General features: G+C 46.4%; 21 protein-coding genes and 1 tRNA gene. 8 read left to right on the forward strand and 14 right to left on the reverse strand.

The features are described 5' to 3' along the window. The first annotated feature begins 8 nt into the window (after positions 1-8). Positions 9-82: transfer RNA gene (locus PV783_RS05995), tRNA-Pro, on the forward strand. 116 nt (positions 83-198) lie between these two features. On the opposite strand, the gene PV783_RS06000 is transcribed toward PV783_RS05995, so the two are convergent. Together PV783_RS06000 and PV783_RS06005 are read right to left on the reverse strand one after the other, a co-directional pair. Further along, positions 199-531, reverse strand: coding sequence for a hypothetical protein (locus PV783_RS06000; protein ID WP_420987396.1), 333 nt, complete (start codon positions 529-531; stop codon positions 199-201). Continuing rightward, complete coding sequence (locus tag PV783_RS06005; RefSeq protein ID WP_420987397.1) at positions 528-1,115, reverse strand: RNA polymerase sigma factor; 588 nt, start codon at positions 1,113-1,115, stop codon at positions 528-530. Before PV783_RS06005 ends, PV783_RS06000 begins: the two co-directional genes overlap by 4 nt. Before the next feature lie 106 nt (positions 1,116-1,221). Between PV783_RS06005 and PV783_RS06010 the strand changes: the two genes are divergently transcribed. After that, on the forward strand, positions 1,222-1,563 hold the full coding sequence (locus PV783_RS06010; RefSeq protein WP_420987398.1) for a DUF6249 domain-containing protein: 342 nt from the start codon (positions 1,222-1,224) through the stop codon (positions 1,561-1,563). Positions 1,564-1,656: 93 nt separating this feature from the next. Further along, entirely contained in the window at positions 1,657-3,285 is a 1,629-nt protein-coding gene (locus tag PV783_RS06015; RefSeq protein ID WP_420987399.1) for a serine hydrolase, read from the forward strand. Between the two features lie 10 nt (positions 3,286-3,295). On the opposite strand, the gene PV783_RS06020 is transcribed toward PV783_RS06015, so the two are convergent. From PV783_RS06020 to PV783_RS06045, 6 genes are all read right to left on the reverse strand, one after another. After that, a complete protein-coding gene (locus PV783_RS06020; protein ID WP_079469625.1) occupies positions 3,296-3,952 on the reverse strand; it encodes a GIY-YIG nuclease family protein in 657 nt (218 codons plus the stop codon). 190 nt (positions 3,953-4,142) lie between these two features. Then, entirely contained in the window at positions 4,143-5,168 is a 1,026-nt protein-coding gene (locus PV783_RS06025) for a hypothetical protein (RefSeq protein WP_420987400.1), read from the reverse strand. 96 nt (positions 5,169-5,264) lie between these two features. Then, the gene (locus tag PV783_RS06030; protein WP_420987401.1) at positions 5,265-6,935 is read right to left on the reverse strand and encodes a hypothetical protein; all 1,671 of its coding nucleotides are present in this window, start codon (positions 6,933-6,935) and stop codon (positions 5,265-5,267) included. 8 nt (positions 6,936-6,943) lie between these two features. Next, complete coding sequence (locus tag PV783_RS06035) at positions 6,944-9,772, reverse strand: S8 family serine peptidase (protein WP_420987402.1); 2,829 nt, start codon at positions 9,770-9,772, stop codon at positions 6,944-6,946. A gap of 153 nt (positions 9,773-9,925) precedes the next feature. Beyond that, a complete protein-coding gene (locus PV783_RS06040) occupies positions 9,926-10,678 on the reverse strand; it encodes a CHAP domain-containing protein (RefSeq protein WP_420987403.1) in 753 nt (250 codons plus the stop codon). Positions 10,679-10,850: 172 nt separating this feature from the next. Beyond that, positions 10,851-11,816 carry a phosphatidylinositol-specific phospholipase C gene (locus tag PV783_RS06045; RefSeq protein ID WP_420987404.1) on the reverse strand — a complete coding sequence of 322 codons (966 nt, stop codon included), beginning with the start codon at positions 11,814-11,816 and terminating at the stop codon, positions 10,851-10,853. A 209-nt stretch (positions 11,817-12,025) separates the two neighbouring features. Here PV783_RS06045 and PV783_RS06050 point away from each other — a divergent pair, with 209 nt between their 5' ends. The 4 genes from PV783_RS06050 (at position 12,026) to PV783_RS06065 (ending at position 19,470) form a co-directional block, all read left to right on the forward strand. Further along, the gene (locus PV783_RS06050) at positions 12,026-12,613 is read left to right on the forward strand and encodes an RNA polymerase sigma-70 factor (RefSeq protein ID WP_420987405.1); all 588 of its coding nucleotides are present in this window, start codon (positions 12,026-12,028) and stop codon (positions 12,611-12,613) included. Between the two features lie 70 nt (positions 12,614-12,683). After that, on the forward strand, positions 12,684-13,835 hold the full coding sequence (locus PV783_RS06055; RefSeq protein WP_420987406.1) for a FecR family protein: 1,152 nt from the start codon (positions 12,684-12,686) through the stop codon (positions 13,833-13,835). Positions 13,836-14,149: 314 nt separating this feature from the next. Continuing rightward, on the forward strand, positions 14,150-17,698 hold the full coding sequence (locus tag PV783_RS06060) for a SusC/RagA family TonB-linked outer membrane protein (protein WP_420987407.1): 3,549 nt from the start codon (positions 14,150-14,152) through the stop codon (positions 17,696-17,698). 17 nt (positions 17,699-17,715) lie between these two features. Beyond that, positions 17,716-19,470 (forward strand): SusD/RagB family nutrient-binding outer membrane lipoprotein, encoded by a 1,755-nt coding sequence (locus tag PV783_RS06065; protein ID WP_420987408.1) that lies wholly within the window; start codon positions 17,716-17,718, stop codon positions 19,468-19,470. Positions 19,471-19,523: 53 nt separating this feature from the next. Here PV783_RS06065 and PV783_RS06070 read toward each other — a convergent pair whose 3' ends face one another. The 6 genes from PV783_RS06070 to PV783_RS06095 all read right to left on the reverse strand — a co-directional run bounded on the left by PV783_RS06070 (position 19,524) and on the right by PV783_RS06095 (position 23,049). Next, positions 19,524-19,850, reverse strand: a complete 327-nt coding sequence (locus PV783_RS06070) for a hypothetical protein (protein WP_079469616.1) — start codon at positions 19,848-19,850, stop codon at positions 19,524-19,526. Beyond that, the gene (locus PV783_RS06075; protein WP_079469615.1) at positions 19,840-20,247 is read right to left on the reverse strand and encodes a DUF4267 domain-containing protein; all 408 of its coding nucleotides are present in this window, start codon (positions 20,245-20,247) and stop codon (positions 19,840-19,842) included. Before PV783_RS06075 ends, PV783_RS06070 begins: the two co-directional genes overlap by 11 nt. Positions 20,248-20,323: 76 nt before the next feature. Then, a complete protein-coding gene (locus PV783_RS06080) occupies positions 20,324-20,905 on the reverse strand; it encodes a Crp/Fnr family transcriptional regulator (protein WP_420987409.1) in 582 nt (193 codons plus the stop codon). Further along, complete coding sequence (locus PV783_RS06085; RefSeq protein WP_363431430.1) at positions 20,889-22,139, reverse strand: RNA polymerase sigma factor; 1,251 nt, start codon at positions 22,137-22,139, stop codon at positions 20,889-20,891. Before PV783_RS06085 ends, PV783_RS06080 begins: the two co-directional genes overlap by 17 nt. 61 nt (positions 22,140-22,200) lie before the next feature. Continuing rightward, positions 22,201-22,539: a YciI family protein gene (locus PV783_RS06090; protein WP_111576908.1), complete on the reverse strand. Its 339-nt coding sequence runs from the start codon at positions 22,537-22,539 to the stop codon at positions 22,201-22,203. Between the two features lie 36 nt (positions 22,540-22,575). Continuing rightward, a complete protein-coding gene (locus PV783_RS06095; protein WP_079469612.1) occupies positions 22,576-23,049 on the reverse strand; it encodes a carboxymuconolactone decarboxylase family protein in 474 nt (157 codons plus the stop codon). 304 nt (positions 23,050-23,353) lie between these two features. Here PV783_RS06095 and PV783_RS06100 point away from each other — a divergent pair, with 304 nt between their 5' ends. Next, positions 23,354-24,250 (forward strand): alpha/beta hydrolase, encoded by an 897-nt coding sequence (locus PV783_RS06100; RefSeq protein ID WP_079469611.1) that lies wholly within the window; start codon positions 23,354-23,356, stop codon positions 24,248-24,250. Position 24,251 lies beyond the last annotated feature (1 nt).

The raw sequence follows: 24,251 nt of genomic DNA on the forward strand, positions 1-24,251 counted from the left end.
ATCGGAGACGGGGCGTAGCGTAGCCCGGTATCGCGCCTGCTTTGGGAGCAGGAGGTCGCAGGTTCGAATCCTGCCGCCCCGACTGATTATAAAACCCGCTTTAATAGCGGGTTTTATCTTTTTAGATAACTCCCGCGCTCTCTGCGAATAGTAAATCTTCCCATACAGACAAACAGCCACGGACCGCATTGCCACCGGTCAGGGATAGTTAAACTTCGATACCTGAAATCTCCTGATTACCACAATTACTCCCCATACCCCTGCTAAGAATGCAGCAATGGAAATGAATAATACCGATTGTTCCGGCGAAGGGTTCAGATAATAAAGAAACGCGAGATTGAAGGATAGGAGTATACCCAAAATGAATTGCCCTATCCATTCCCCTGCTTTAAAAGCTGCTGCTTCTTTTTCCTTTTGTTGCAGAACAATGGCCTGTATCAAGCGATTGGAGAAGAATTCCGTTGGCTTTTCTATCCCATCTTCTTTCAGGATAGCCCTGAGCTGATCTTCTGTCACGTTGTTATTTCTCATAGTAAATTTCTTGTTTCATGGTTTAACAATAGCCCTAATTCCATTTCCAGTTGTTTGCGTCCTCTTAATAGGCGCATTTTTATGGCAGACTTCCCGGCACCCAGGATCTCGCAAATTTCAGCAATATTCTTTTCCTCGATATAATGGAGGATAAGCACCAGCCGGTCTTCCTTCGATAGCTTGTTAAGCGCTAACGTGACATATTTTTTTCTTTCCGCATCTTTCACCAGATCCCATCCGTGATTTTCTGTTGTCCCATCCTGTTCGTTTTCCGGCTGTTGATCTATGCTGATAGCAGGTGATTTCCTCCTTTTAAGTTTTGTTAGTGCCGTATTATAAACGATACGGTATAACCAGGTAGAGAATTTTGATGCCTGTTTAAATTTGCCCAGCGATGCAAATGCCTTCATAAAAGAATCCTGTACCACTTCCTCTGCGTCCTCGTTATTGGCAACGACCGACATGGCAATAGTAAACGAAAAGTCCTTATAGATGTTTACCAATTGGGCAATACTATTTATATCGCCACTTATGGCTTTATTCCATATTTCATTTTCCTGTTTATTTTCTCTGTGGGTTGCCATCTCATGATTTAGACTACTTGCAGGGCAAAGTGGTCACATATGTGACCACATGGGCGTTTTGGGAGTCTTATTAATAAGTAACTCAAAAATATCTAAAAATATAGTCATGCTAATAACGTCCGCATCATTATTCATTTCACTAGCCCTTGTTGTTTTCGGGATAAGTTATTACTATTTCACAACAAGGCATAAAGAACGAATGACCATTATTGAAAAAGGACTCCCTCCTGACTATTTTAAAGGAGGCACCAACTACCTGTTATTTATATTGCTTCTTGGAATTGTGAGTATTGGAATATCCCTGGGAATTGTAACGGGAACATTTTTGAGATCATTGGACATAGACGGAATAAAAGATTTTATACTGCCATCTACCATATTCCTTTTTTTGGGAAGCAGTTTAATCGTCTCCTATTTCGTGCTAAAAGGCATGGATAAAAAAAAGTAACACACCCTGTTTTGTTTATTGCAACCGGCATTGGTGGGGAAACCCGCTATGGGAAATCTTTGCGTACATGCAAAGAATCAAATATGAAATACCATGAAGAAACTATTTATCATAACGCTGTTTTCTATTCTGACACAAATTTGTTTGGGCCAAAGCCAGGAACGGGAACTGGACGCCATGTTAACCCACGCATTTCCGGCCACCGGCCCCGGAGCGGCCGTGCTGGTGGCAAAAGCAGATAAGATAGTTTACAGAAAGGCATTTGGTAAGGCTGACCTGGAACTGAATGTACCATTGAAACGGGAGCATATATTCCGGATCGGCTCCATTACCAAACAATTTACCGCCTGCGCAATTTTAAAGCTGGCGGAGGAAGGGGAATTATCGTTGCAGGACAGGATAACCAAATTTGTCAGCGATTATCCTATAACGGATATTACTATCGAACATCTGCTTACGCACACCTCGGGAATAAGCACCAGTGGAGGCGCATGGACGCCTGAAACAAGAAAGCTTGATTTTACCCCGCAGGCGCTGATCGATTCCTTTAAGCACCAGCCATCAGACTTTTTGCCCGGCGCCGGTTTTCGCTATAATAACAACGGCTATGTGCTCTTGGGTTACATCATTGAACGGGTTTCCGGAATGTCTTATGAAAGATATATCAGTGAGAATTTCTTTAAACCCCTGGGAATGAAAAACTCCGGCTATGACAACAGCTCTTCCATAATTCCCGGGCGCATCAGTGGTTATGAGAAAGACAATGAAACCTACAGGAATGCCGTTTTTTTAAGCATGACCCAACCTTATTCCGCCGGTTCCATTCTTTCTACCGTTGAGGATCTATACACCTGGAATAAGGCCTTAACGGACGGAAAGGTTATCAGTAAAGAAAGCCTGAAGAAAGCGCATACTTCCTATCTGCTGAATAATGGGAAGCCTACCGGTTATGGATACGGCTGGTGGCTGGGAAGTATCCAGGGAAGTCCGGATATTAAGCACGATGGCCTGATCAACGGGTTTTCAACATTCGCTGTTTATCTTCCGCAGGAAAAAGTATTTGTGGCTGTTTTTACAAACTGCGAAAACAATAACCCGGAAGTCATCGCTTCAAAAATTGCCGCGATCACCATCGGCAAACCCTATCATACAAACGAAACCGGGCTGCCAATAGAACAGCTTAAATCATATGCAGCCATCTATGAATCAACAACAGAAGGGCAAAGAACCGTATCTTATGAAGATGGCCGGCTACTGTATTTTGTAAAAGGCGGAGCCAAAGAACAGCTGATCCCGTTTGGAGCTGACAAATTTTACTTTGAGAACAGCCTGACTATCATAGAATTTCTGAAGAAGAAAGACGGCGGCATTAGTGCGCTCGTTTCAGAAACGGACGGGAAAACGGTCACATTCATCCGGACGGGTATTAAATCTACTAACCTGTATGCGATACATATTTCCCCGGAAGTACTGGAAAGATATGTGGGGAAATACCAGTTTCCGAATAATTTTATACTTGCCATTACCAAAGATGGTAACCGGTTGTATGGCAAAGGACCCGGTCCCCGGCAAATCAGGCAGGAAATAGTTCCTTACGATACCTGCAGTTTTTTTGCGAGGAATTTAGATGCGCAGTTGCTATTTAATCTGGACAAGAACGGAATTGTTACAGGACTAACAAAAATTCAGAATGGGGTAGCCATTGCAAAAAAAGTTGAATGAGCTACATGCCTCAATACAATTGATTGCGCAATATTCTTTTGATCATTTGTATCGTTGAACGGCTGATCTGACCTTTGTATTTCTGGAGAATGGTACTTTCACTGACGCCATCACTCAGCTCGTTTACTACCCGCAGCCATTTGCCGAGGAATTCCGAATTGGGAGTACGGTATCTCATTAACCGCCTCACAGTTTCAATAATGGATTTATTCACCGTGCCCTCGTGAAGCTCGAATACCTCGTCGTTATTAAGTCCCAGCTTGATGTCGTCGGCAATCCGGGAATAATCCTGCAGGTATTTTTCGTTGGCTTCCATTACCTGTAACAGGGGATTGTCGCTGAAAGCGATATCAGTATATTTCCGGTGCTGTTTCTGTAATGCCTGCAGGGCGTAGTTCCGGGCAATATTATCGCAGATGATGAGGTCATCTTTAGTGAGTTCAAACCATTCGCCCTTCACGCGCTTATGCTGAAAAACAATATGCAGGCTCTCTTCCAGGTCCGTCATATTCAACGCTGCATACTGCCTGATAACACGGAACATCACGGGCAGGTGCGTATGATAAGCCGCCAGACGCTTATGCAGGTCCTGCGTTTTACCGATCTTATACAGGTTTTTACCTGTGTTCAGAATGTACACACACTTACCAATTTGTACTTGCTCCATGAGGTGATTTCGCGCTTGCTGGTGATAATTATGTTATCAATTTACGACTATGATTCTTATATACAAAATGGAATAATCATCTTAATTTATAATATGAGACGCGTGCGGCGCATGAGGGAACAGCACACGCGCCGGGTGTGGCTATTAAACAGGGGTTTGAGCCGTAAAGATGGGCAGTTCGGTTTTGAGTCTACTTCTCTGAAAGCATAAGCGCTACTTTATGCTGGGCCGCTATTTCTTTCAATGCAGCTTTATTTTCTTCGGTGAGCGCACTGCACCACCTGAGATCCAGTGTTTTCAATCCATTTTCCATAAGATCTTTTAGCGCACTCATAACTCCACCAGCCAGCACGGTCACTTTTCTAAGTTCGCGTTGTCCGTCTGAAGCGGTGGTGGTAGTGGCTTCGCCAGGTGATTTCTCGCTGGTAATAGTTCTGGCCAGGCTCAAATACTGCAGGCTCCTCATTTTTCCGATCGTCTGGTAACAGGCTTCATCCATAAATTCAGCTCTTATCAACTCCAGGTGTTTTATTGGCAATTTCGACAGCGCAGAAAACTTATCTTTTGGTGGAGGCGTACTGGAGCTTGGGTTGTTAATGATAAGGGTATTAAGACTTCCAAACCTTAGCAGCAAATCTGATGACCAGTCATTTGGCAAAATAGGTTTAATTAAATTCAGGGTCGTTGTATTTTTATCTGCAGAAGAAATTTCATCGACAAACCCTCCCGCTGTTTTTCCACGACCCGCAACATCTGTTTTAATTTCCGGTTTTGCCTGCATCAGTTTTTGGTAAAGCGCTACCGCGGTTAAACCCAGTCCTGCCGAAAGCAGCCCCCAGGTGATGCCGTATGACAGACCAATAGCCGACGCAATAGCCCCCACAATAACAACGGTTGTGGGGCTCTCGGAAATTTTTAAACCGAGTAATTTGGCAACCTCCATCAGGGTATCTATAGAAACCCGTTGTACCACCGGGTTGGCGACTGCTTTTTGCTGGGCAACCGGCGAATTTGGTAAGCTGTGATGAAAATCCTGTGCCTTGTTTCCCATCACATCAGCCTCGTGTTCCAATCCTTTGTCGTTGTTCACGGCTACGTTCTGCCTCAATTGGAGGGGCGGCGCGGGTAAACTTATTCCACCGCTGCTATGCATATCATTAGCCATCGCGCGGGATGGACTTTCAGCCTTGTTTTTTTCATTAACAGGAGAGAACATTTGAGGGATGTTTGAGGTGGAGGGAAAATGTGATATAGCTTCATCTGCCGGTCTTATACTAATATACAGATAATTTCTTATTGACAAACTATCGCGCTATTCTTCCCAGTTGCTCAGGTATCTCGCGGTAAAATTTAGCCCGTTGGTGTACATGAACTTCCCGATCACTTCGTCGAGGTAATTCATATCGAGAGATCCGTCTGTTGTATTGTAGCGAAGTGAGCGTGTATCGTTACCATCTCCCGTATTCAGATATTTATCGGCAACAGGCAAATATTTTTTCAGACCGGCTGCCAGGTCAGATAACTTCAGCACATTATCTATCCGGTTGATAGGATTAATCAGTCCATCGAAATCAGAACCAATACAGATATGATCCCACGGTGAAGTGCCCGGTTCCCATCCTATGCCGGCATTCCCGATCCTCACGGCGTAAATAATGTGAAGACACAACAGCATCAGGTGCCGCTCCGCCCTCGATGGGATGCTCAGGAAATCAAATAGTTTCTCTGCACCAGGAAGCTGCCCGTCTCTGAAAAGTTTTTCCCATTCTTCCCTGGCAATGTATTCGGGATCAAAATATTCCGGCCGGTTGCTGTCCACCATTTTTTCGGCACCCAGGATGCGCTGGTCAAGACTAATACCGATCATTCCCCGTGATCCCATGATCTCTATAATTTCTTCATCAAATAAATTGATGGTCCAGGGATTACCATAAAGACCGCTATTGATGCTGTCGTTTGTTTTTCCGATTTTCCGGTTTTCGGATTCCACGATACTTACAAATACGCCATCCTGCTGACCAGTAGTGGATCTGAATTGTTTTTTAGCGAGATAATTATTGAGTGAAGTAAATGTAAAACCTGTATGAGAGGTGATGATCGGCAGCCTGTTTACTACCGGGGCTTCGTTGATCAGCGATTCACGGTAACGGTAATAGTGAAACCGCGTATACACACTCATGTGTTTCAGATCGATTAACACCGGCCGCTTTTCATGCAGGAGGGCCTGGCGTATCACTTTTTTACCCAGTTGTGTAAGCCCAAGACCAGCTTTGGGCATAAAGTCCTCGCTGCTGAATGCTATCTGCGCCTGCTTGTTAAGTCCCTGTGCAAACCCGCCCAGTGGCTGTTCCGGGATATAGCTAAGATGACAGAGATTAATACTGATAAAATCCAGCTCACTGTTATCCTGGATATCTTTCAGGTTCAGTTCCGGCGTTCTGGATAGCGCGGTGCCACGGATAGGTACATCGGATAAATTATGACCGCCTTCTATAGAAAAGATGAGGTATCGTTGCGTATTATCATTTTTCAGCGCCTCTGTTATTTGTTGTACGGATTTGCCTTCCCAATCTTTTCTCCCGGTATATTTTATGTGATAAGGAGCTTGTTCAAGTGTAGCTTTACTATCCAGGTACATTTTTACCTGTTGCTGAAACTCAGCGTAGTAGCTTGTTTTGCCGTCCCTGGTTTTATTTACGATCTCTTTATTTAAGGGTAGGATATGGGAGAAGTCGATGCCGAGAATATGCAGAATTCTACGGGCAAAAGCGTGTTCCAGGCTGATAATAGAAGCCACTCCCAGATAGAGCTGGCTGTCTTTCACCTGGTCGGGCGACGACTGGCTGTTGAACGGTCCGCCGAAAAGATCGTTCAGCAAACTGGCCACGCCGGTGGTTTTCACCTGTTCATTTATAGGGGTGCCATTGCTGAGATAATGTTTGAACAGCAGGTGGAAATGGAAGTCGAATATTTTGTTTGTCATGGGGGCACTTATTTAGCGGCATTTTCAATAATAGACTGGACCGTATTAAACCGTTGAAGTAAATCCGGATAGGTGGCGGTGGTGGTGCTTTCATAGGCGCCCCTGCTTTTTCCGAAGGTGGCGCTTTCCAGCGCCCGCGCGCTGTCGGACATGGGGGCGGAAATAGCAGTGAGTGATTCCTGGTTACCTCTTCTCGTACCAAAGATGGCATTATGGAGTTTGTTCCAGTATGTTTTTACTATTTCGCCATAGCCCTGCAGTGAGTTCAGGAAAGCACTTTCGTTCCAGCCGTTGTATTGATTGTTTAATTTGTTGGCAGGTTTCGGTGGGGTGTTTAAAAGTTTTTCTGCGTTAAGAATACCGCTGCCAAAACCTTTCGTAGGCAGTTGATCGCTTTTGCGTGCAGAATCCTTCAGCGCTTGCCGGAAGGCTTCTACCCGTTTCCATCCTGCATATTCCGGAGCGCGGAGCTGATCCTGGTATTTTGCCAGCCAGTAGGCTGCCGCAGCAGCCACATGTGGTGTGGCATAGCTGGTGCCATCGCCATAGGCAAAACCTTCCTGGTGGTCGCCTGCAGCCTGCCAGATGGGTACCAGCACATCTTCTCCCGGCGCGGTAATATCTACGGTATCTCCTCTCGATGAACCGGTCCATTCCCTGTCCAGCGGGTTAGACGCTGCTACCGCAATGGTGCCGGGAAATACGGCGGGCGCTACTACCGCCTGTACGCTGTTGCCTGCTGCGCAGCACCAGATCACGCCGCTTTCGTACGCTTTTTTTGCCAGGCGCGCAGTGGTGAGCGTAGGAGGAATACCCATGCTCATGGTAATGATATCAAAACCCTGTGCAATGGCGGCGTCCAATGCAGCAGCCAGTTGTTGCTGCCTGTTGATGATAACAACTGTTTCGGCTATACGAAATGGAACGAGTTTGTAATTATCGGGCGCCAGTAATCCGCAGTTGCCATTGCCTGCTGCCGGTGAATAGTCGTGGCCTATTAACAGGCTGCCGGTGCGGGTTCCGTGGCCGGGTTGCTTTCCCAGCGATATGGTACGTAAATCCAGCGCATCATTGGTATTGTCGAGGAAGTTATAATCGTTGTCGGTATCAAAGGCGCCGGCTACTTTTGAATGGTCGGTATAACCGGTATCAAACTGTACTACCCGGATGCCTTTTTCATGGGGGGATGCGGGTGTTTGCTGTGTCAGTAATATTTTATCAAACCCCGTGGCATACCAGTTCCAGCGCCGGTATTCTTCTGCTTTCCGGCCGGCAACAAATTTGCTGACAGCTGTTACGGTATAATTTTTCAGGAAGGTATCTTCGTTGGGCGTACCATAACCATCGTCAAACAAAAAGCCGGATTCGGCAGGGCCACCGCCTTTCCTGATGATGTTAACGGTATCGGCATTGAGGTATAAAGGCAGGTCTGCTTCTGCATAAAATATCCCAGGTATCTGTGCCAGTTTCCCTGCTTCTTCATGCGCGTTGCCGCTGAAGTTGGTAGTAAATGTAAACAGCTCTTCTTTGCCAACAACGGCGGTAGCGGGCGTGAGTAACGACAGCTTCACTCCCGGTGGATATTTTACAGATAATACTGCTTCTATCTGCGATACTGTTTCCGGCTTATTCAGCGCAGATATGATAAATGCGGTGGGAGTACTGATATTGGAAGATGATGGAACATCCATAGTATTTTCTTTGGGAGATGAAGTAATATCGGGAACATTGGAAGAAACGCTGTTATTGCTCATCGCTGCAGCTGTTACTACATTGGCTACACCGTTCCGGACGCTGGCCTGGTCGGGTAAAGCCTGCTTTAATTGCGGCGCTATATTGTCGGTATCTTTCAGTAAGGCGCGGCGGCCCTTTTCCATATCCGGACTCAAAGTGGCTTCCCGCACGGCACTTACAATTACGCTCACTTTAATACCCTCGTTGCCGATCCAGTCAATCTCATCATCGGGTGTTTCAGGGGTGGCCAGCTGCCCGCTCCGGGTAAGTACCCGGTTCTGATCATCTGTGCGGGAAAGTCCGCTGTGATGCAGGGCAATGATTTCGCAGGTACCCATGCCAAATACCGGGGAGCCGCTGCTGCCGGGCAGTGTATCCGATTCATATACAAGCCGGGTGCCTGTTTCAGAGAAGAAGCGGATATCTTTCAGCACCACCTTTTTGGGCAATCCATTGGGATGCTGCACAATTACACAGGATTCTCCCTTGATGATTTTGCCGAGGTTACCATCAAGACGGATGGGTGGAAACTGTGACAGCAATTCGCCGAAAGTGCCGGTGAGGCTCACGCCTATCAGGGTGAAGTCGAGGCCGCTGTTCAGCGTAACTTTACTTACTTCCAGGCTGGAGGTCATAAAAAACTTGCGGGCATCCAGTTTAAAGGAGGCGCTTCGTTTCAGCGCTTTGGTAGTGGCGTCTACTTCATAGTTAAACTCTGCAATCATGTCTTCAGCATCATCGGCAGATTCAATCACATGGTGGTTAGTCAGCAGGATATCTTCTGTTACAAGGAAGCCGGTGCCTATGGGAGAACCGCCTTTTAGGATACGGCACACTGCCTTTGACATTTCAGATAACCTGTCCAGCACATATTTGTCCTGGAAGTCTGCCGTGCCTGTAATCCGCTCCAGCGCTGTTGCTACCAGGGGCGTGTTTTCGCGTGCCACACGATATTGCACCCGTGTAGGGTTATCTTCCAGTTGTACTAAAGGCTGGTTGGCTTCCCGCAAGGCGCAGAGCTTTCTTTCGGCGGCTTCAAACTGTGGCTGACGGTCACCAAAACGATTGGCTACTTCCTGGATTACTTTCCAATGAGGTATCATTTATTGAGGGTGTTTATTTGGGGTAGTACGCTTCGGTTTTCTCTCATGAATTTAATCAAAAAAGAAAGAATAAAAGATTATCTGAAGTATCTTTTTTGTTATGAAATGATATTCCCGGGCAGCACAGGCTGGCTGCCCGGAAATATGAAAATATTATCCATAAATAATGAACCCTTTTTCGATAGAATTTATCTTCCTGAATGTTATACGGAACACACCAATCCCGTTGCTGCTGCCATTGGGATTGCTGTTGCCTTCAATGGTTTCAATAAAGCCGCCGTTTACAGCCGTTACGATACCCGTATGACCGAAGCCGCCGCCATGACTTTTAATAAAGATGCTGCCGGGAACCACGAGAGAGGGATTGTTGATAGCCCTTGCAGTTGTGATTTTCTGCGCCTGGGTTCTGTTCCAGTGATCCAGGCAGCCGGCCGTTTTAACAACGGGGTTGGGAATGCCCAGGTCTGCAGCAGCTTTTTTGAAACACCAGAATACAAAGGCTGCGCACCAGTAGTTGCCGGGAGGCGTATTGGTACTGGCAAGATAGGCTTCTACCTGTGGCCCGCGGTTGCTGCCGGGAGGTACTTCCATCACGCCAATCTGGCTTTCAGCTACTTCAATCGCTTTTGCGAGTAAAGTATTAGGCGCTTCATGGTCTTCCGGTACGCCGTTGTCAAATAACACTTCCCAGGTAATGGCGCCCACTTCACCGTCCACAATAAGCGGATTGCCAAACCGGTCGCGGTGCATTGCCTGGAATTGTTTTACGGCAGACACAGTTTTAGGCCCAAAGGTGCCAGTGCCCTGTAAGGTACCGATGCCGAGTTCAATCAGTCTTTGTTGAATAGCTTTTACAATCTGGCTGTTTTTTTCGCCAGCCTTAATTACTTTGTTGGGGTAGTTCATAACAATTGATTTTAAAATATTGGGGTAAGAATATTATTTCACAATGGTTTTTAAACTGTTAATGGATAGCTGTCTGATGAGTCTTTTTTGGAGTTATCTAAAGATAACAACTTCCCGGCATTTTAAAAAAGGCCGCCTCATCCCCGATGAAGCGGCCTTTCCATTTATTTCTTTAGAAATTGGTATTAATAATCAGCGTGTTCCTGTCGGAAGTGGCAAAGTCCATCGGGATAATGCCATATCTGCCATGTGTGTTGTTGGTAAAATAAGTATTGATTTGTGGATTAATGGCATTGGAAACAGTGGTGATGCTGGGAATACCAAAGATCAGCGATTTATATCCGCTGGTGAAATTGATGTACAGCACCGACTGGCTGCCATTTTTTGCTTCCGTAAACAGGTTAGTAATGCCTGTCCATTTTGCGTTATTATCAGGCACTACGTACTGGTCCTGCACGCGCAGGGAGGAGTTGGCGTTATTGATGGAAAAGGTGGTATTATCGGCCCAGTTGGTAGCTTCAATACCCTTTGGGGTATTAGAGGCGCCAAATCGTCTCAGCAGCACAATTTTGCCCCTTACCTGGCCGAGGTTAGGCACTACATCGCTTAAGTACCATTTGGAGGGTTGCAGCTGTGTATAGCTGTCGAAAGTTTGCTCAAAGGAGCGCGTGTTGTTGGTAGGATCATACTCTTCTTTTACGCACATCACAATTGTTTCTGAGGGATTGGCCGCCAGGAAATCATAACAGGCGTTGAGTACATCTGTGAAGTTCAGGTTCTGGTAAATAGAACCGTGGTGAATGGCAAAGGCATCGCCGATGTGCCTGCAACGGATATCAAGGAAACGGGTACCGGCATCCAGCTGTTCACGGATGCTGAGGTTCTGGCATTTGGCGGTGCCGCCAACGGGTTCCACGCGGGCGCCACTGTCGTGTGTGCCGGGAATAGACAGGCTGGTGAGACTGGTATTGTCTGCAATAGCGCTCATCCATCCGGGAAGGGTTACGTTTAAGGTGCTGGTAACAGTGGCGTTTTTCAGTGTTTCACTGCCGGCTGCAGCATTTGGGTTTACGAGGTCTTTTTTACAGCCAAAAAGAGACAGGATGGCCAAAGCCATGAAAAGGGTTTTTAGGTTCATAGTGGAAGTATTTCTATTAAAAATACAGGAGAATCCTGTTTGGTTCATTGCAGTGGAAATTAATTGTTGGTTAACAATCACTGATGAGGAATTAACATTTCCGGCAGTGGCCGAAAGGTGTGATTTTTTATCAGGATAGGAATGCATATCTTTATGCTATATCAACCAGATTAGCTTCGGGGGAAGCACTTAAATTTATTTTGAATACCGTGCAAATAAATAGTGAACCAGATTTACTATTCAGGGTGTCGCAGGGCGATGAGGCTGCCTTTGCACACTTATTCCATACCTACCAAAACAGGCTGGGAGCATTTGTTATGCAGCTTACGGGATCAAAACCGATGGCGGAAGAGATTGTACAGGAAATATTTATCCGGATCTGGGAAAAGCGGGATAAGTTAAGCCAGGTAGAACATTTTCATCCGTACCTCTATGCAGTAGCCAGGAACTATAGTTTATCTTTTCTCAAGAAGCTGGGCCGGGAGCTGGCCCGGAAGCAGGCGTGGGAAATCAGTGTGGCGGCTACCCATGACCAGGAAGATGATACTGTTATTAAGGACTACCGTCGCATTATAGACCAGGCTATCTCAGAGCTGCCGGCCCAGCGTCAGAAAGTATATCTTTTAAGCAGGGATGAGGGCCTCCGCCAGGCCGAAATTGCGGAGCGTATGGCCATCTCCCTGGAAACAGTTAAAAAACATATGGTGCTGGCCCTCCGGTCTATCCGGAGCTATGCGATGGCGCACCCTGAAATCAATTTGCTGATGCTTATTCTGACCACCCCTTTCAGGATTTAAATTTTTTTTTACCCCGTTACCTCTTTTTTATACATGTTGCTGTCTTATAGTGTAGAATCAATCTATGCTAATGGATAATACCAGGTTGCGCTACCTGCTTAGCCGATATGCGGGTAAAACAATCACCCAGGCGGAACAGTCCGAGTTAAGTGATTTCTTAAATGCGGCAGATAATCAAACGCAGCTGGAATTGCTGATCGAAGAAGCCTGGGTACAGTCCGGTGAGGAAGAAGAGTTATTTTTTCCCTCGCCCCAACTAATCCGGGAACCGGCGCCGCAGCCGCTTAAACGGGTTTACTGGAAGCGTTGGGTCGCCGCTGCATTATTATTGATCATTGCTGGCAGCGCCTGGCTGCTGGCCACCAGAACACGGAAAGCAAACAAGTTACCGGCCGCGGTAACAGAAAATATAAAGAAAGATGTGAGCCCCGGCGGCACAAAAGCCATGCTCACACTGGCGAACGGGAATGTGATAGCGCTGGATAGCTCTCTGAAGGGTACACTGGCCAAACAGGGAGATGTGAATTTACATGTGAGCCCGGGAATGCTGAAATACGACCAAAACAGGCAGACGTCTGCCAATAGTATAGCCTATAATATATTAAAAACCCCCAAAGGGGGACAGTACCAGCTGGAACTGCCGGATGGCTCAAAGGTATGGCTGAATGCCGCTTCGTCCCTGAAATTCCCTACTGCCTTCGTTGGAAAGGAACGTCGCGTGGAACTAAGTGGGGAAGCCTACTTTGAAGTAGCCCGGAATGCCAGCCAGCCATTTTTTGTATCGGTAAATAACGCCAGTATCGCGGTATTGGGCACCAGCTTCAATGTAATGGCTTACGCCGATGAAGCAGCCATGAAAACTACCCTGCTGGAAGGCGCCGTAAAAGTGAGCCAGGCAAATACCTCCAACTTGTTAAAACCGGGAGAACAATCATTGCTGGAACCAAACGGCAAAATGAAAGTAATAGAAAAAGCCGACGTAAGCCTGGCGGTAGCATGGAAAAACGGACTTACTTCTTTTAAAAGTGCAGACATCAAAACAATCATGCGGCAGGTGGAAAGATGGTACGATGTGGAAGTGGTATACAGCGGCCCTATACCGGCGCGCAGCTTCACAGGAGATATTCCGAGAGACGCTAACCTGTCTGAATTACTACGATTACTGGAAATCAGCAGAATCCATTTCAAAATGGAACAACGTAAGCTGATCGTTATGCCGTAAGTATCTTATTCATTATATCAACCAAATGCTATTACCATGAACAAAGGTCCCTGAATGACGTGTGGTAGGAACCGGCATAAAAAACCAGGAGCGATCTCACCCGCCCCTGGAAAAAAGCCTGGGTCTGGTACCTGACATCAATACTTATCAGAAATCAAGAATTATCTAAACCCAAACACCACAAATGTATGCAATCTAATTGTCATGCAAAGCCCGTCTTTGTACCCGGGCTATTATCAACCATCAAAGATCGCGTCCTGACATTCCGAAAATCAGGTGCCCATCTGAGGATAAAAAAACAACTGATTAAGCAAATGAAAATTACGGCTATCCTCTTAACGGTAGTTTGTTTGCAGATCAGCGCCAAATCTCTGTCGCAACAGATAACCTTGTCGCAAAAGAACGCACCGATCCAGAAGGTATTTGAAGAAATAAAGAAACAATCCGGTTATAAGTTCTGGTATGAAGATGCTATGCTTACGAAAAGTAAACCGGTAGATATCTCCATCCGTAATGGTTCGCTGGAAGAAGTACTGGCACTGCTCTTCAGAAATCAGCCCTTCAGTTATGAAGTGATCGGCAAAATCATCGCTGTAAAAGAGAAAGATATCAGGCTGGAAAATACCACTCCCTTCATCGCAATACCGGAAGTAGTACTCCGTAAAATAAGCGGTTTGGTAAAAGACAGTACCGGCATGCCCATACCCGGTGTTACCATTCTCGTTAAAGGCACCAAAACCGGCGCCACTACAGATGTACAGGGCCGGTTCAGTCTTGATGTACCGGAAGGCAATGTAGTACTGGTGTTCACCTCCGTAGGATACGAGCCCAAATCCATTACCCTCGGTACTTCCACGTTCCTGAACGTAACGCTTTCCATCGCTTCCAGCGGGTTAAACGAAATGGTGGTAACCGCCCTCGGTATCAAACGCCCGAAAGGAACGCTTGGATATGCGATCAGTACCATCAAAGGTGATGAACTTACCAAGGCCGGTTCAACCATGAACCCATTCCTCGCCCTGTACGGTAAAGCAGCCGGTGTAGGCGTAAACGTGGGCGCATCCGGTCCGCAGGGTGGTGTAAGGATCAATATCCGCGGCGCAGCCAGTATGAACCCCGATCAGAATGTAAGACCCCTGTTTGTGGTAGACGGCGTTATCCTGAGCGACCGTAAAACACAGATCGGTGGTGACGTAGGACAGGGATTCGACTATGGCGCCGGTATCAACGATATTAACCCGGACGACATCGAATCAATCGACATCCTGAAAGGCGCCAAAGCCACTGTATTGTATGGTAGCGATGCCGCCAACGGCGTAATGATCATTACTACCAAAAACGGCCGCAATGTGAAAGGATTTGGTATGACCGGTAACATACAACAAACCATAGAGCAACCGGTATCTTACCTGAAACTGCAAACCAAATATGGTTTGGGCGACAACCTCTATGATACCACCTATGAAACTATCAATGGCGTTAGAACCCGCATGCTGCCCAATAAACGTTTCAGCTTCGGTCCTGCTTTCGATGGTGCTGATGTGATGTTCTACGATAGTTCTATGGTGAAGAATTCGCCACACAGGAATAACTTCATGTCACTCTTCCAGAACGGTCACTCCACTTCTGCCAACGTAGCCATTGCCGGCAGCAACGAAAAAGGTAGTATCAGGGCTTCTTATACCAACTATAATTACCAGGATATTTCCGGTGATAATTCCTGGCAGAAAAGAAACTCTTTCAGCTTCAACGGTAATATCAAAGCATCCGAACTGGCTTCCTTTGAAGTGATCTCCAACATTTACAGCATCTCTACCCAAAACCGCCGTTCCCAGAACGATGGACCGGTAGCATGGGGATACCCGGTTGATTATGATTATAACCTGATATATCCTTACTATACAGATGCCACCGGTTATAAAAGGGATCTTTCCAATGCCCGTGTTTCCGATGCGTTTACCAGACTGGGTAGCTATCTGTGGAACACCAAAATGAACCGCTACAAGGATGAAAATATCCACATGATTACTTCTGCCAAAGTAACCCTGAACTTCACGAAGAATATTTTCCTCGTAGGGCAGGCAGGTTTGGATTATGATAACACCAACTACAATACAGAAGTAAGCGTAACCAGGGTGCTCCCTACGGTAGCCGGAGGAAGCTTTGGCGTGGCAAAGGAAAATTCTACCACCCAAACTTACCAGGCATTACTGAATTATAATAAATCATTCCTGAACAACGATCTCCGTTTGTTTGCATTTGGAGGTGGTGTATACCGGTTGCGTAACGTAGACTACCTGGGTACCAACACCGTTGGCGGTCTTACCTTCCCGGATTGGTATTCTTTCGCTAATCAGCTGGGTACACCAAACGCGGACAATGCTTACCTCCTCAGAAATTACACCAGAGGATCTGATGTATTATACAGCTTGCTGGCATCAGCAGCGTTGTCCTGGAAGAATGAATTTACATTGGAATTGCAGGGTCGCCAGGATTGGAACTCTACCCTTCCTCCGGAAAACAACAAGTACTTTTATCCGGGCGCGGCACTTACCTGGAATTATACTGAACGTTTTCAGCTTGCCGGTGTAAACAGCGGACAGCTGAGATTATCATGGGCCGACGTAGGTAACGGTACCACCCGTTATTTCGCCAATAACCTGTATGGATACAATCGTCTCCCCAGCACAGGCGCCAACTCCGTTTCACCTCCCGACAAATTGTTACCGGGCGCTCTGAAACCAGAACGTAAAAGAGAATTTGAAATTGGTATCAACAATACCTTCCTGCCACAGGACAGGGTGATCCTCGATTTCTCCTTCTACACCAATCACCGCTACAACCAGATCATCAGTCTGCCTATTTCTTCGGCCTCCAGTTCTACCGGTATGATTGTGAATGCGGGTGATGTAAAAGCCTGGGGTTTTGAACTGGCGTTAACAGGCGTGCCGCTGGTAGGTAAAAACTACCGCTGGAGCCTGACACTGAACGCCGCCAGCCAGGGATCAAAAGTAATAGACCTGTACCAGGGCGTTACCAATTATCCTTTCAGTAACCTGATCAACGGTGCCGCCGCATCTATTCATGCAGATGAAGGCCGTCCGTATGGCGAAATTGTAATGCTCGATTATAAACGTGATGAAGCCGGCAATAAAGTAGTCAACAACCAGGGTATCTATATCCTCGATGATCAGAAAACAACCGTAGCGGGTAATATAATGCCAAAAGTATATGGTGGGTTTATCTCCGATTTCCAATATAAGAACTTCAACTTCCGTATTGGTCTGGATTATAAATACGGCGGTACTATTTTCAGCTATACCAACAACCGCTTAACAGGTGTGGGTCAGCTGGAAAATACCATGCAATACCGCGATGAGGAAAACGGTGGGTTGGCTTACTACATCAATTCCAACGACCAGAAAGTTCCGTGGCAGCACTCACAGGCAGCCCCGTCGCAGTCTAAAGATGGCAAAGTGTATCACGATGGTTTGATCCTGCCGGGTATGAAAGTAGATGATAACGGTAAATATACTACCAACGATATCATCACCAGCGCGTCTTCCTATTATGGAAGCTATGCGAACGACCTGGCCACCTCTTTCCCACCGGATCGCCTGTTTAAAAACAATTACATCAAAGTGAGGGAAGTAGCGCTTTCCTATACATTACCCGCGGAAATTTCAAAAAGGATAAGAATGCAAAGGCTTACTGTTACAGCAGCTGCCCGTAACCTGTTCTATCTCTACAAATCTATTCCCAATATCGATCCGGAAGGAGCATTGGGCGCAGATGTTTTCGTGGAAAATACCATCTACCCTTCCCAAAGGACTTACTCCCTGGGGTTAAATGTTGCTTTCTAATGTATAAACTGAAAAAAATGAAAAAAGCTTACTTATATATTTTCCTGCTCTCTGCCTCCTTCCTGGGAGCTTGTAAAAAGGATCTGGAAGACCGGTTCTACGACAAGGACAAGCTCTCCACCGGCAGTGATATAGATGTGGTGCCCGGCTTATTCACCGGCGTGCTTACAAACAATAAAATATTTGCACAGGACTACGGCGAGTGGTATTACCTGCTCAACGGCGGTACCAGTATCACCGGTTATGAGCAGGTGGCGCAACGGTTTGTATCTTACCGCTACGACTGGTTCTCCACATACAATGACCTGACCACCGGTAACGGCTTTGATGATTCTCCTATCAACGGGCAATCTTTCTTTCAGCATAGTTATACCCGGTTGAAGAATTACGAAGTGATCAGGGATTCTGTGAATGCACGTACCGGGCAATTAAAACAGGATGGAGATGTATACCTGAAGCTGGTTAGCTTTATCAAATGTTATCAAAGCGCCAAGCTGGTAGATTTCTTTAATTCGGTTCCTTATTCAGATGCTTTCCAGGGTTCTAAAAAAGAGCCGAAATATCTTTTCCCTAAGTATGATGATCCGAAAGAGATCTACCAATCTATCATACAGGAACTGGGAACTATTGTAGATGAGCTTCCCGGAGCTTATTCGCAGATGTCGGCGGATGCCAAAACTGTTCTCACGGAGCAGGATATCGCCTTCCACGGTGATATCAATAAGTGGGTGTCCTTCATCAATTTTACCCGTTTGAAATTACTGGTAAGAATTGCCGGTGTGGAAGAAGCATATGCCAAACCATTGATCCAGGCGGCGCTGGCAAAGCCTTTGCCGCAAACAGACCTTTACTGGTTCTATTGGTATGATATCGTTCCTACCGGTGGTGGAACATGGATTCGTGGTGTTTATGAAAATTCCTTCGCTTCCTTTATACCGAACATCATCATGAAAAGGTTGAACTATGGTACGCCTGCTTACCAGGAAGGAATTGACGATCCACGCCTGCCGGTGCTGGCTATGCCAACCAAATACCTGGATTATCGCGGAGTATCTGCCAATATCGAAGAACAAACAGCATTGTATAGCAGTGGAGAAAGGTATTATCCATATGCAGATAATATCGCTTCTACTTTTTCTACCAATGCAAAATCTATGTATAACCATGCTACCTTCCACCAAAATGCGAAGATGCCGGTGTATATGGCTTCTGTAGGAGAACTGGACCTGCTGCTGGCGGAAATTGCGCTGAAAGGATTAGCGAATACTGGTAAAACAGCTGAAGAGCATATCAAAGATGAGGTAACACACTCTGTCGATTTCTGGTATACCATTAATCAACTGAGCAGCTATGCCAAAACCCAGATGACACCTGCGCAAACAGCCATGGTATATCCTGCCAAACCATCTGCCGCGGTAGTAAGTGCATGGGGCGATATTGTAAAAGGCAAATTTACATTGGCTGCTACCTTGGACGACAAAATGGAAATCCTCATGCAGCAGAAGTATATTCACCTGAACCTTTATCAGCCTTACGAACTGTGGGCAGAGCTGAGAAGGACCCGTCACCCGAAACTGGAACCATTCACCTGGCATACTTCCGTATGGAAACCAATGCCGGAAAGAGTGCGTTATCCAACTATTGAGCTGACTAATAACCCGGATAACTTCAAGAAAGTAGCAGGAGAAAATAATTTAACCAGCCCGATTTTCTGGGTACCTGCCGCTGCAAGAGCAAAAAATCCTTATTGGGATAACTATAATTATCAATAGCAGAGAGCAATGCAAGTCGAGAGGGAGCTAACCATATTGGTTGGCTCCCTTTTTTAATGCCATATCGCAATGCACGCTGCTGCCATTGTTAGCGCCAGTAACGCATAATAGGCTGCCTTCGTAAACGTTTTGTTAGTAAAACGTATATTGATTAACGTTACCACTGCGAATATGCCGGTTTTAGGTATTACTTTATAATAATTAACGTGTGGATATTTCAGCGCCACCAGTATGATACCGGTCACCAGCAGGGCTATACCCAGGATCAATCCTTTGTGGTCGCGCACTTTTGTGTGGTAGTCGGACCATTGTGTCGCCAACACAGCGAGGTATCCTGCAAAACATCCAAAGTGTAAAAGCAGCACAATACTAAAGAGCATGGGATGTTTTTTTAGCGGTGGAAGAAAGATAGTAACCGCCCAGTGCCAGTAGCATTATAATCGCCACCAGGTGCTGAATCAGTTTGCCGGCTTCATAGGCCGGGTTGTGAAGTACCAGGCAGAAATCCATTACCGGCACAATAGTCCCTGCCAGCAACAGCACGCCCAATGCGCGGCGTTCACCGGTCCATAGCAGCCCCAGTATTGTAATACCGGAGAACAGGTCGCGGATGCCTTTGATATAATGAAAAGAGAAGTTCCCGTTTACAGGTACGCTGATGCCAAAACCGGCTTCGGCCGCCAGGGGATTCAGGAGAAAAAAGAGTCCGATAAATACCAGCAATATCCCAATAGATAAAGTGCTGTAGAAAGTGATTTTTTCAGAGGTGTTTTTCATTTGTTACATTTTTTTATGATGATGCAACAAAAGTAAAACCCGCGCTCCGCCGGTTCGTTCACCCAGGTTAATAAATTTACATCGACAGCCTTTTCCTGATCCGGCTTAAAGACGGAGGCTTTACCCCTACAAAGGAAGAGATATAATACTGCGGGATGCGTTGCTGCAGGTCGGGGTAGCTGTTGATGAAGTGAAGATAACGCTGCTCCGGCTGGTCGCCATAAAAAGAGCTGACCTTTTTGATGGCTTGTAAATACAGGTACTCGCAAATCAACCGGCCAAACTTTTCGCCTTCTTTTACCTGGCTGTAAATCAGCTGAAGATTTTCATAGGAGATAGCCAATATTTCGGTGGGCTCAATGCACTGGATGCTGCGCTGCGATGGAGAGTGGTCGAGAAAGCTTTCGTAGTTACAGGTAAATTCATTTTCCTTTCCAAAATCAAGCGTCACGTCTTCCCCGGAATCTTTGATACTGTGATACCGGATCAATCCTTTCTCAATAAATCCCGCTTCCCGGCAAACCTGTCCTTCCCGCAGGAAATAATCATTCTTCTGGTATTCCCGGCTGACAAACAAAGAGGAAACGAATGATTGCTCGGCTTCATCCATGCGGATGAAATGCCCGATAGCGTTGATCAGGTTAGTGTGTATGCTCATCAGTAAGACGGTTTATTTGTGCCTGTATGCCTTGTTTTTCGGTGTCGGTTTTGGCTAACTGCCAGGCTCTCTGAAAACTGGCTTTTGCTTTTTCGTTATCGATATTCCTGTACAGCTCACCGAGCAGCACATAATAGAAGTGGTTATTTTCCAGCTTTAGTTTTTCTGCTTCGGCAAGCGCTTCCTGCTGCCCGTTTGCTTTATAGAGGGCAAACGTGCGGTTCAGGGCTACGCTGGGAGAGTAATTGATCATCAGCAGTGCATTGTATAACTGCAGGATCTCTTCCCATTTCTCCGGCGTATCCTCTTTCACACAGTGCCAGTAAGCGATCCTGGCTTCGAGGTGATAGGAACTTATTTCATTGCCTTCGGCAGAAAGCTGCAGGAAATAGATACCCTGGTTAATCAGTGCCTGGTCCCACAGCGCTTCGTTCTGTGCTTCATACAATACCACTTCGCCTTCACCGGCCTGCCTGGCATTGAAACGGGAAGCGTGAAAACACATGAGGGCAATGAGCGCATTTGTTTTAGGCAGATTGGTTTTGTCGTAGGCAGTAAGCATCAATCCCAGCCGCAGTGCTTCGAGGCAAAGATCCTGTTGCAGGATCTGGTTCTGTGTCTGCGAGTAATATCCTTCGCTGAAAAGAAGATAAATGATGTGCAGCACATTATCCAGTCGCTGCGGGATTTCACTTTCCGGCGGCAGCTCCATTTTAATCTTCTCTTCGCGCAGTTTTTCTTTCGCCCTGAATAATCTTTTATTAATAGTTTCCTTGTTGGACAAAAAGGCTTCTGCAATTTCATCTATCCCAAAACCGCAAAGAATGCGCAGTGCCAGTCCTATCTGCGCTTCGCTGGCAATAGACGGGTTGCAGATGGCAAAAAGCATTTGCAGCTGGCTGTCTTTGATATTCTCCTGCGAGAAATTTATCGCTTCGGCATCATCGACCAGTTCCTGCCGCGCTATTATTTCTGGCAATACCTTTTTATCGAATATTTTATTTCTTCTGAAATGATGCAATGTTTTTTGTTTGGCTATGGTATAAAGCCAGGCAGTTGGATTGGGAGGGAGTCCTTTAACGCCCCATGTTTCCGACGCGAGTAAAAATGTTTCACTCACAATATCTTCTGCTATCTCAATATGCTGCAACCCGAAAAGTTTGCTGATCACAGCCACCATTTTCGAGAATTCCTGCTTAAATAAATACTTCAGTGATTCGAGTTCCTTTTCCATACTAAAACAGTAAAAACCACTCTAACGAAAGAGTGGTTTTCTTTATTTCTCCTGATACTGGTTACGAAACTATTTCCCTGACTTCCACACAACCTTTGGCGTCCAATACCGGGCAGCCATGAGCCAATGTGGTAGCTTCTTCCAGCGTATCGGCCTGCACTACCAGGAAGCCACCCAGGCGTTCCCTGATTTCTACAAACGGCCCATCGGTAATAACGCCACCTGGCTTTAATACTTTTCCTTCCGTAGAAAGGCGACGGCCGTTACTCACCAGTTTGCCCTGTGCGGCAATACCACCTGCCCAGTCCTGCCACTTCTTCAACAGCGCCTGGAAGTCTTCCGCAGATAATTCGCGGTAGGCATATTCAGACTGGCGAAATAATAATAAGAATTCTTTCATCTTTTTATAATTTAAATCGTGGGTGGAATATATGAATTAATTTGCTTTGGCGGCAAACATCCCTGGCTTGTAGCTTCCTGCTGAGGTGCGGAAGGCAACGTTAAGACGGTTATAACTGTTAATGGTAGTAACTGCTATTGTCAGGTCTACAATTTCTTCCTCTGAAAACTGCTGACGTACCTGTTCGTATACTTCATCCGGTACGTCGCCGTTGGTGAGCCTGGTTACTGCTTCTGCCCAGGCAAAGGCTGCCCGCTCACGATCGGTATAAACGGTAGCTTCTCTCCAGCCTGCCAGCATATAAATGCGTTGCTCTGTTTCTCCTTCCGCGCGTGCATCTTTAGAGTGCATATCCAGGCAAAATGCACAGCCATTCATCTGTGATACCCGGAAGTAAATTAAATGCTGCAGGGATTTTTCAATGGATGATCCTGCAAGATACGCACCTACGCCATATAATGCTTTTACTGCGTTAGCTCCTTTTGTCAGAAGATTGATTCTCTGTTTCATGGTTTATAAGTTTTATTGGTGATGAATTTGTTCGTTTATACACCAATAAGGATCGGGAAAAAGGAAATTGGACATCTTCCCCGGAATTTTTTTAAAATATTTTTCAGGTAGATGGGTAGCGGGTTTTAAATGATGTGTCCGGTATAAGGATGCTGCCGTTGACCATCTTTTTGATGCCTGTATGCCGGGACGGTACCTGCCGGCGGCAGCGGAAGGGGAAATATTTTAGTGAATCAATTGTTAATCACGTCCGCTTTCACAATTGCAAAACACTCCAGCGGACCGGAATTTTTTCTTTTGACGGATGATTCTACACCATTATCCACGCATCGGAAAAATGCTGGCGCTTTTTATTTTTGTGCTGCCATTTACCGCTATATCCGTCAAAGCCCAGGAAATAAGACCCCTGTACAAGGACTCTATTCCCAACAGTATCGGGAAAACTGCACCGGCAGATGCCCCCACCATCACCATCTATAAGCCGGAAAAGCCCAACGGGGCGGCGGTGATCATCTTCCCCGGCGGCGCATACGCCTTCCTGGCCTTTGCTGAAGAAGGCACCAAAATAGCAGAAGCCTTCATTACAAAAGGTGTTACCGCCTTCGTGGTAAAATACCGGCTCCCTTCAGATGCCACCATGCGGGATAAAAGCATGGGCCCTCTCCAGGATGCGCAGCAAGCCATTAAACTGGTGCGGATGAATGCCGCGGAATGGGGACTGGATCCGCATAAAATAGGGATCGCGGGCTACTCTGCCGGCGGACACGTGGCCTCCACGCTGGGTACACACAGCGGACGAAGCTATGTACCCAATAAGGAAAACACTGATCTGCGCCCGGATTTCATGATCCTGGTATACCCCGTGATTAGCATGAATAAAGACCTGGCACATCAGGGATCAAGCATCAACCTGATAGGAAATGAGCCCTCCAAAGAAAAAATTGCCTTCTTTTCCAATGAAGAGTGGGTGAACAATAATACACCGCCGGCCTATATCACGCATACCAGCGATGATGCAGTGGTGAATGTAAATAACAGTATCGCCTTTTACCAGGCCATGCTGAGAGGAGGCATTCCCGCTGAACTGCATCTCTATCCCACCGGCAACCACGGCTTCACCCAACGCTTACCCGTAAACGAATGGCTGGATCCTATGGTGTGGTGGATGAAAAGAGGGGGCTGGATCCCCAACACCCCCTGAT

It is taken from the genome of Chitinophaga sp. CC14 (assembly GCF_048957795.1).
GTDB lineage: Bacteria > Bacteroidota > Bacteroidia > Chitinophagales > Chitinophagaceae > Chitinophaga > Chitinophaga ginsengisegetis.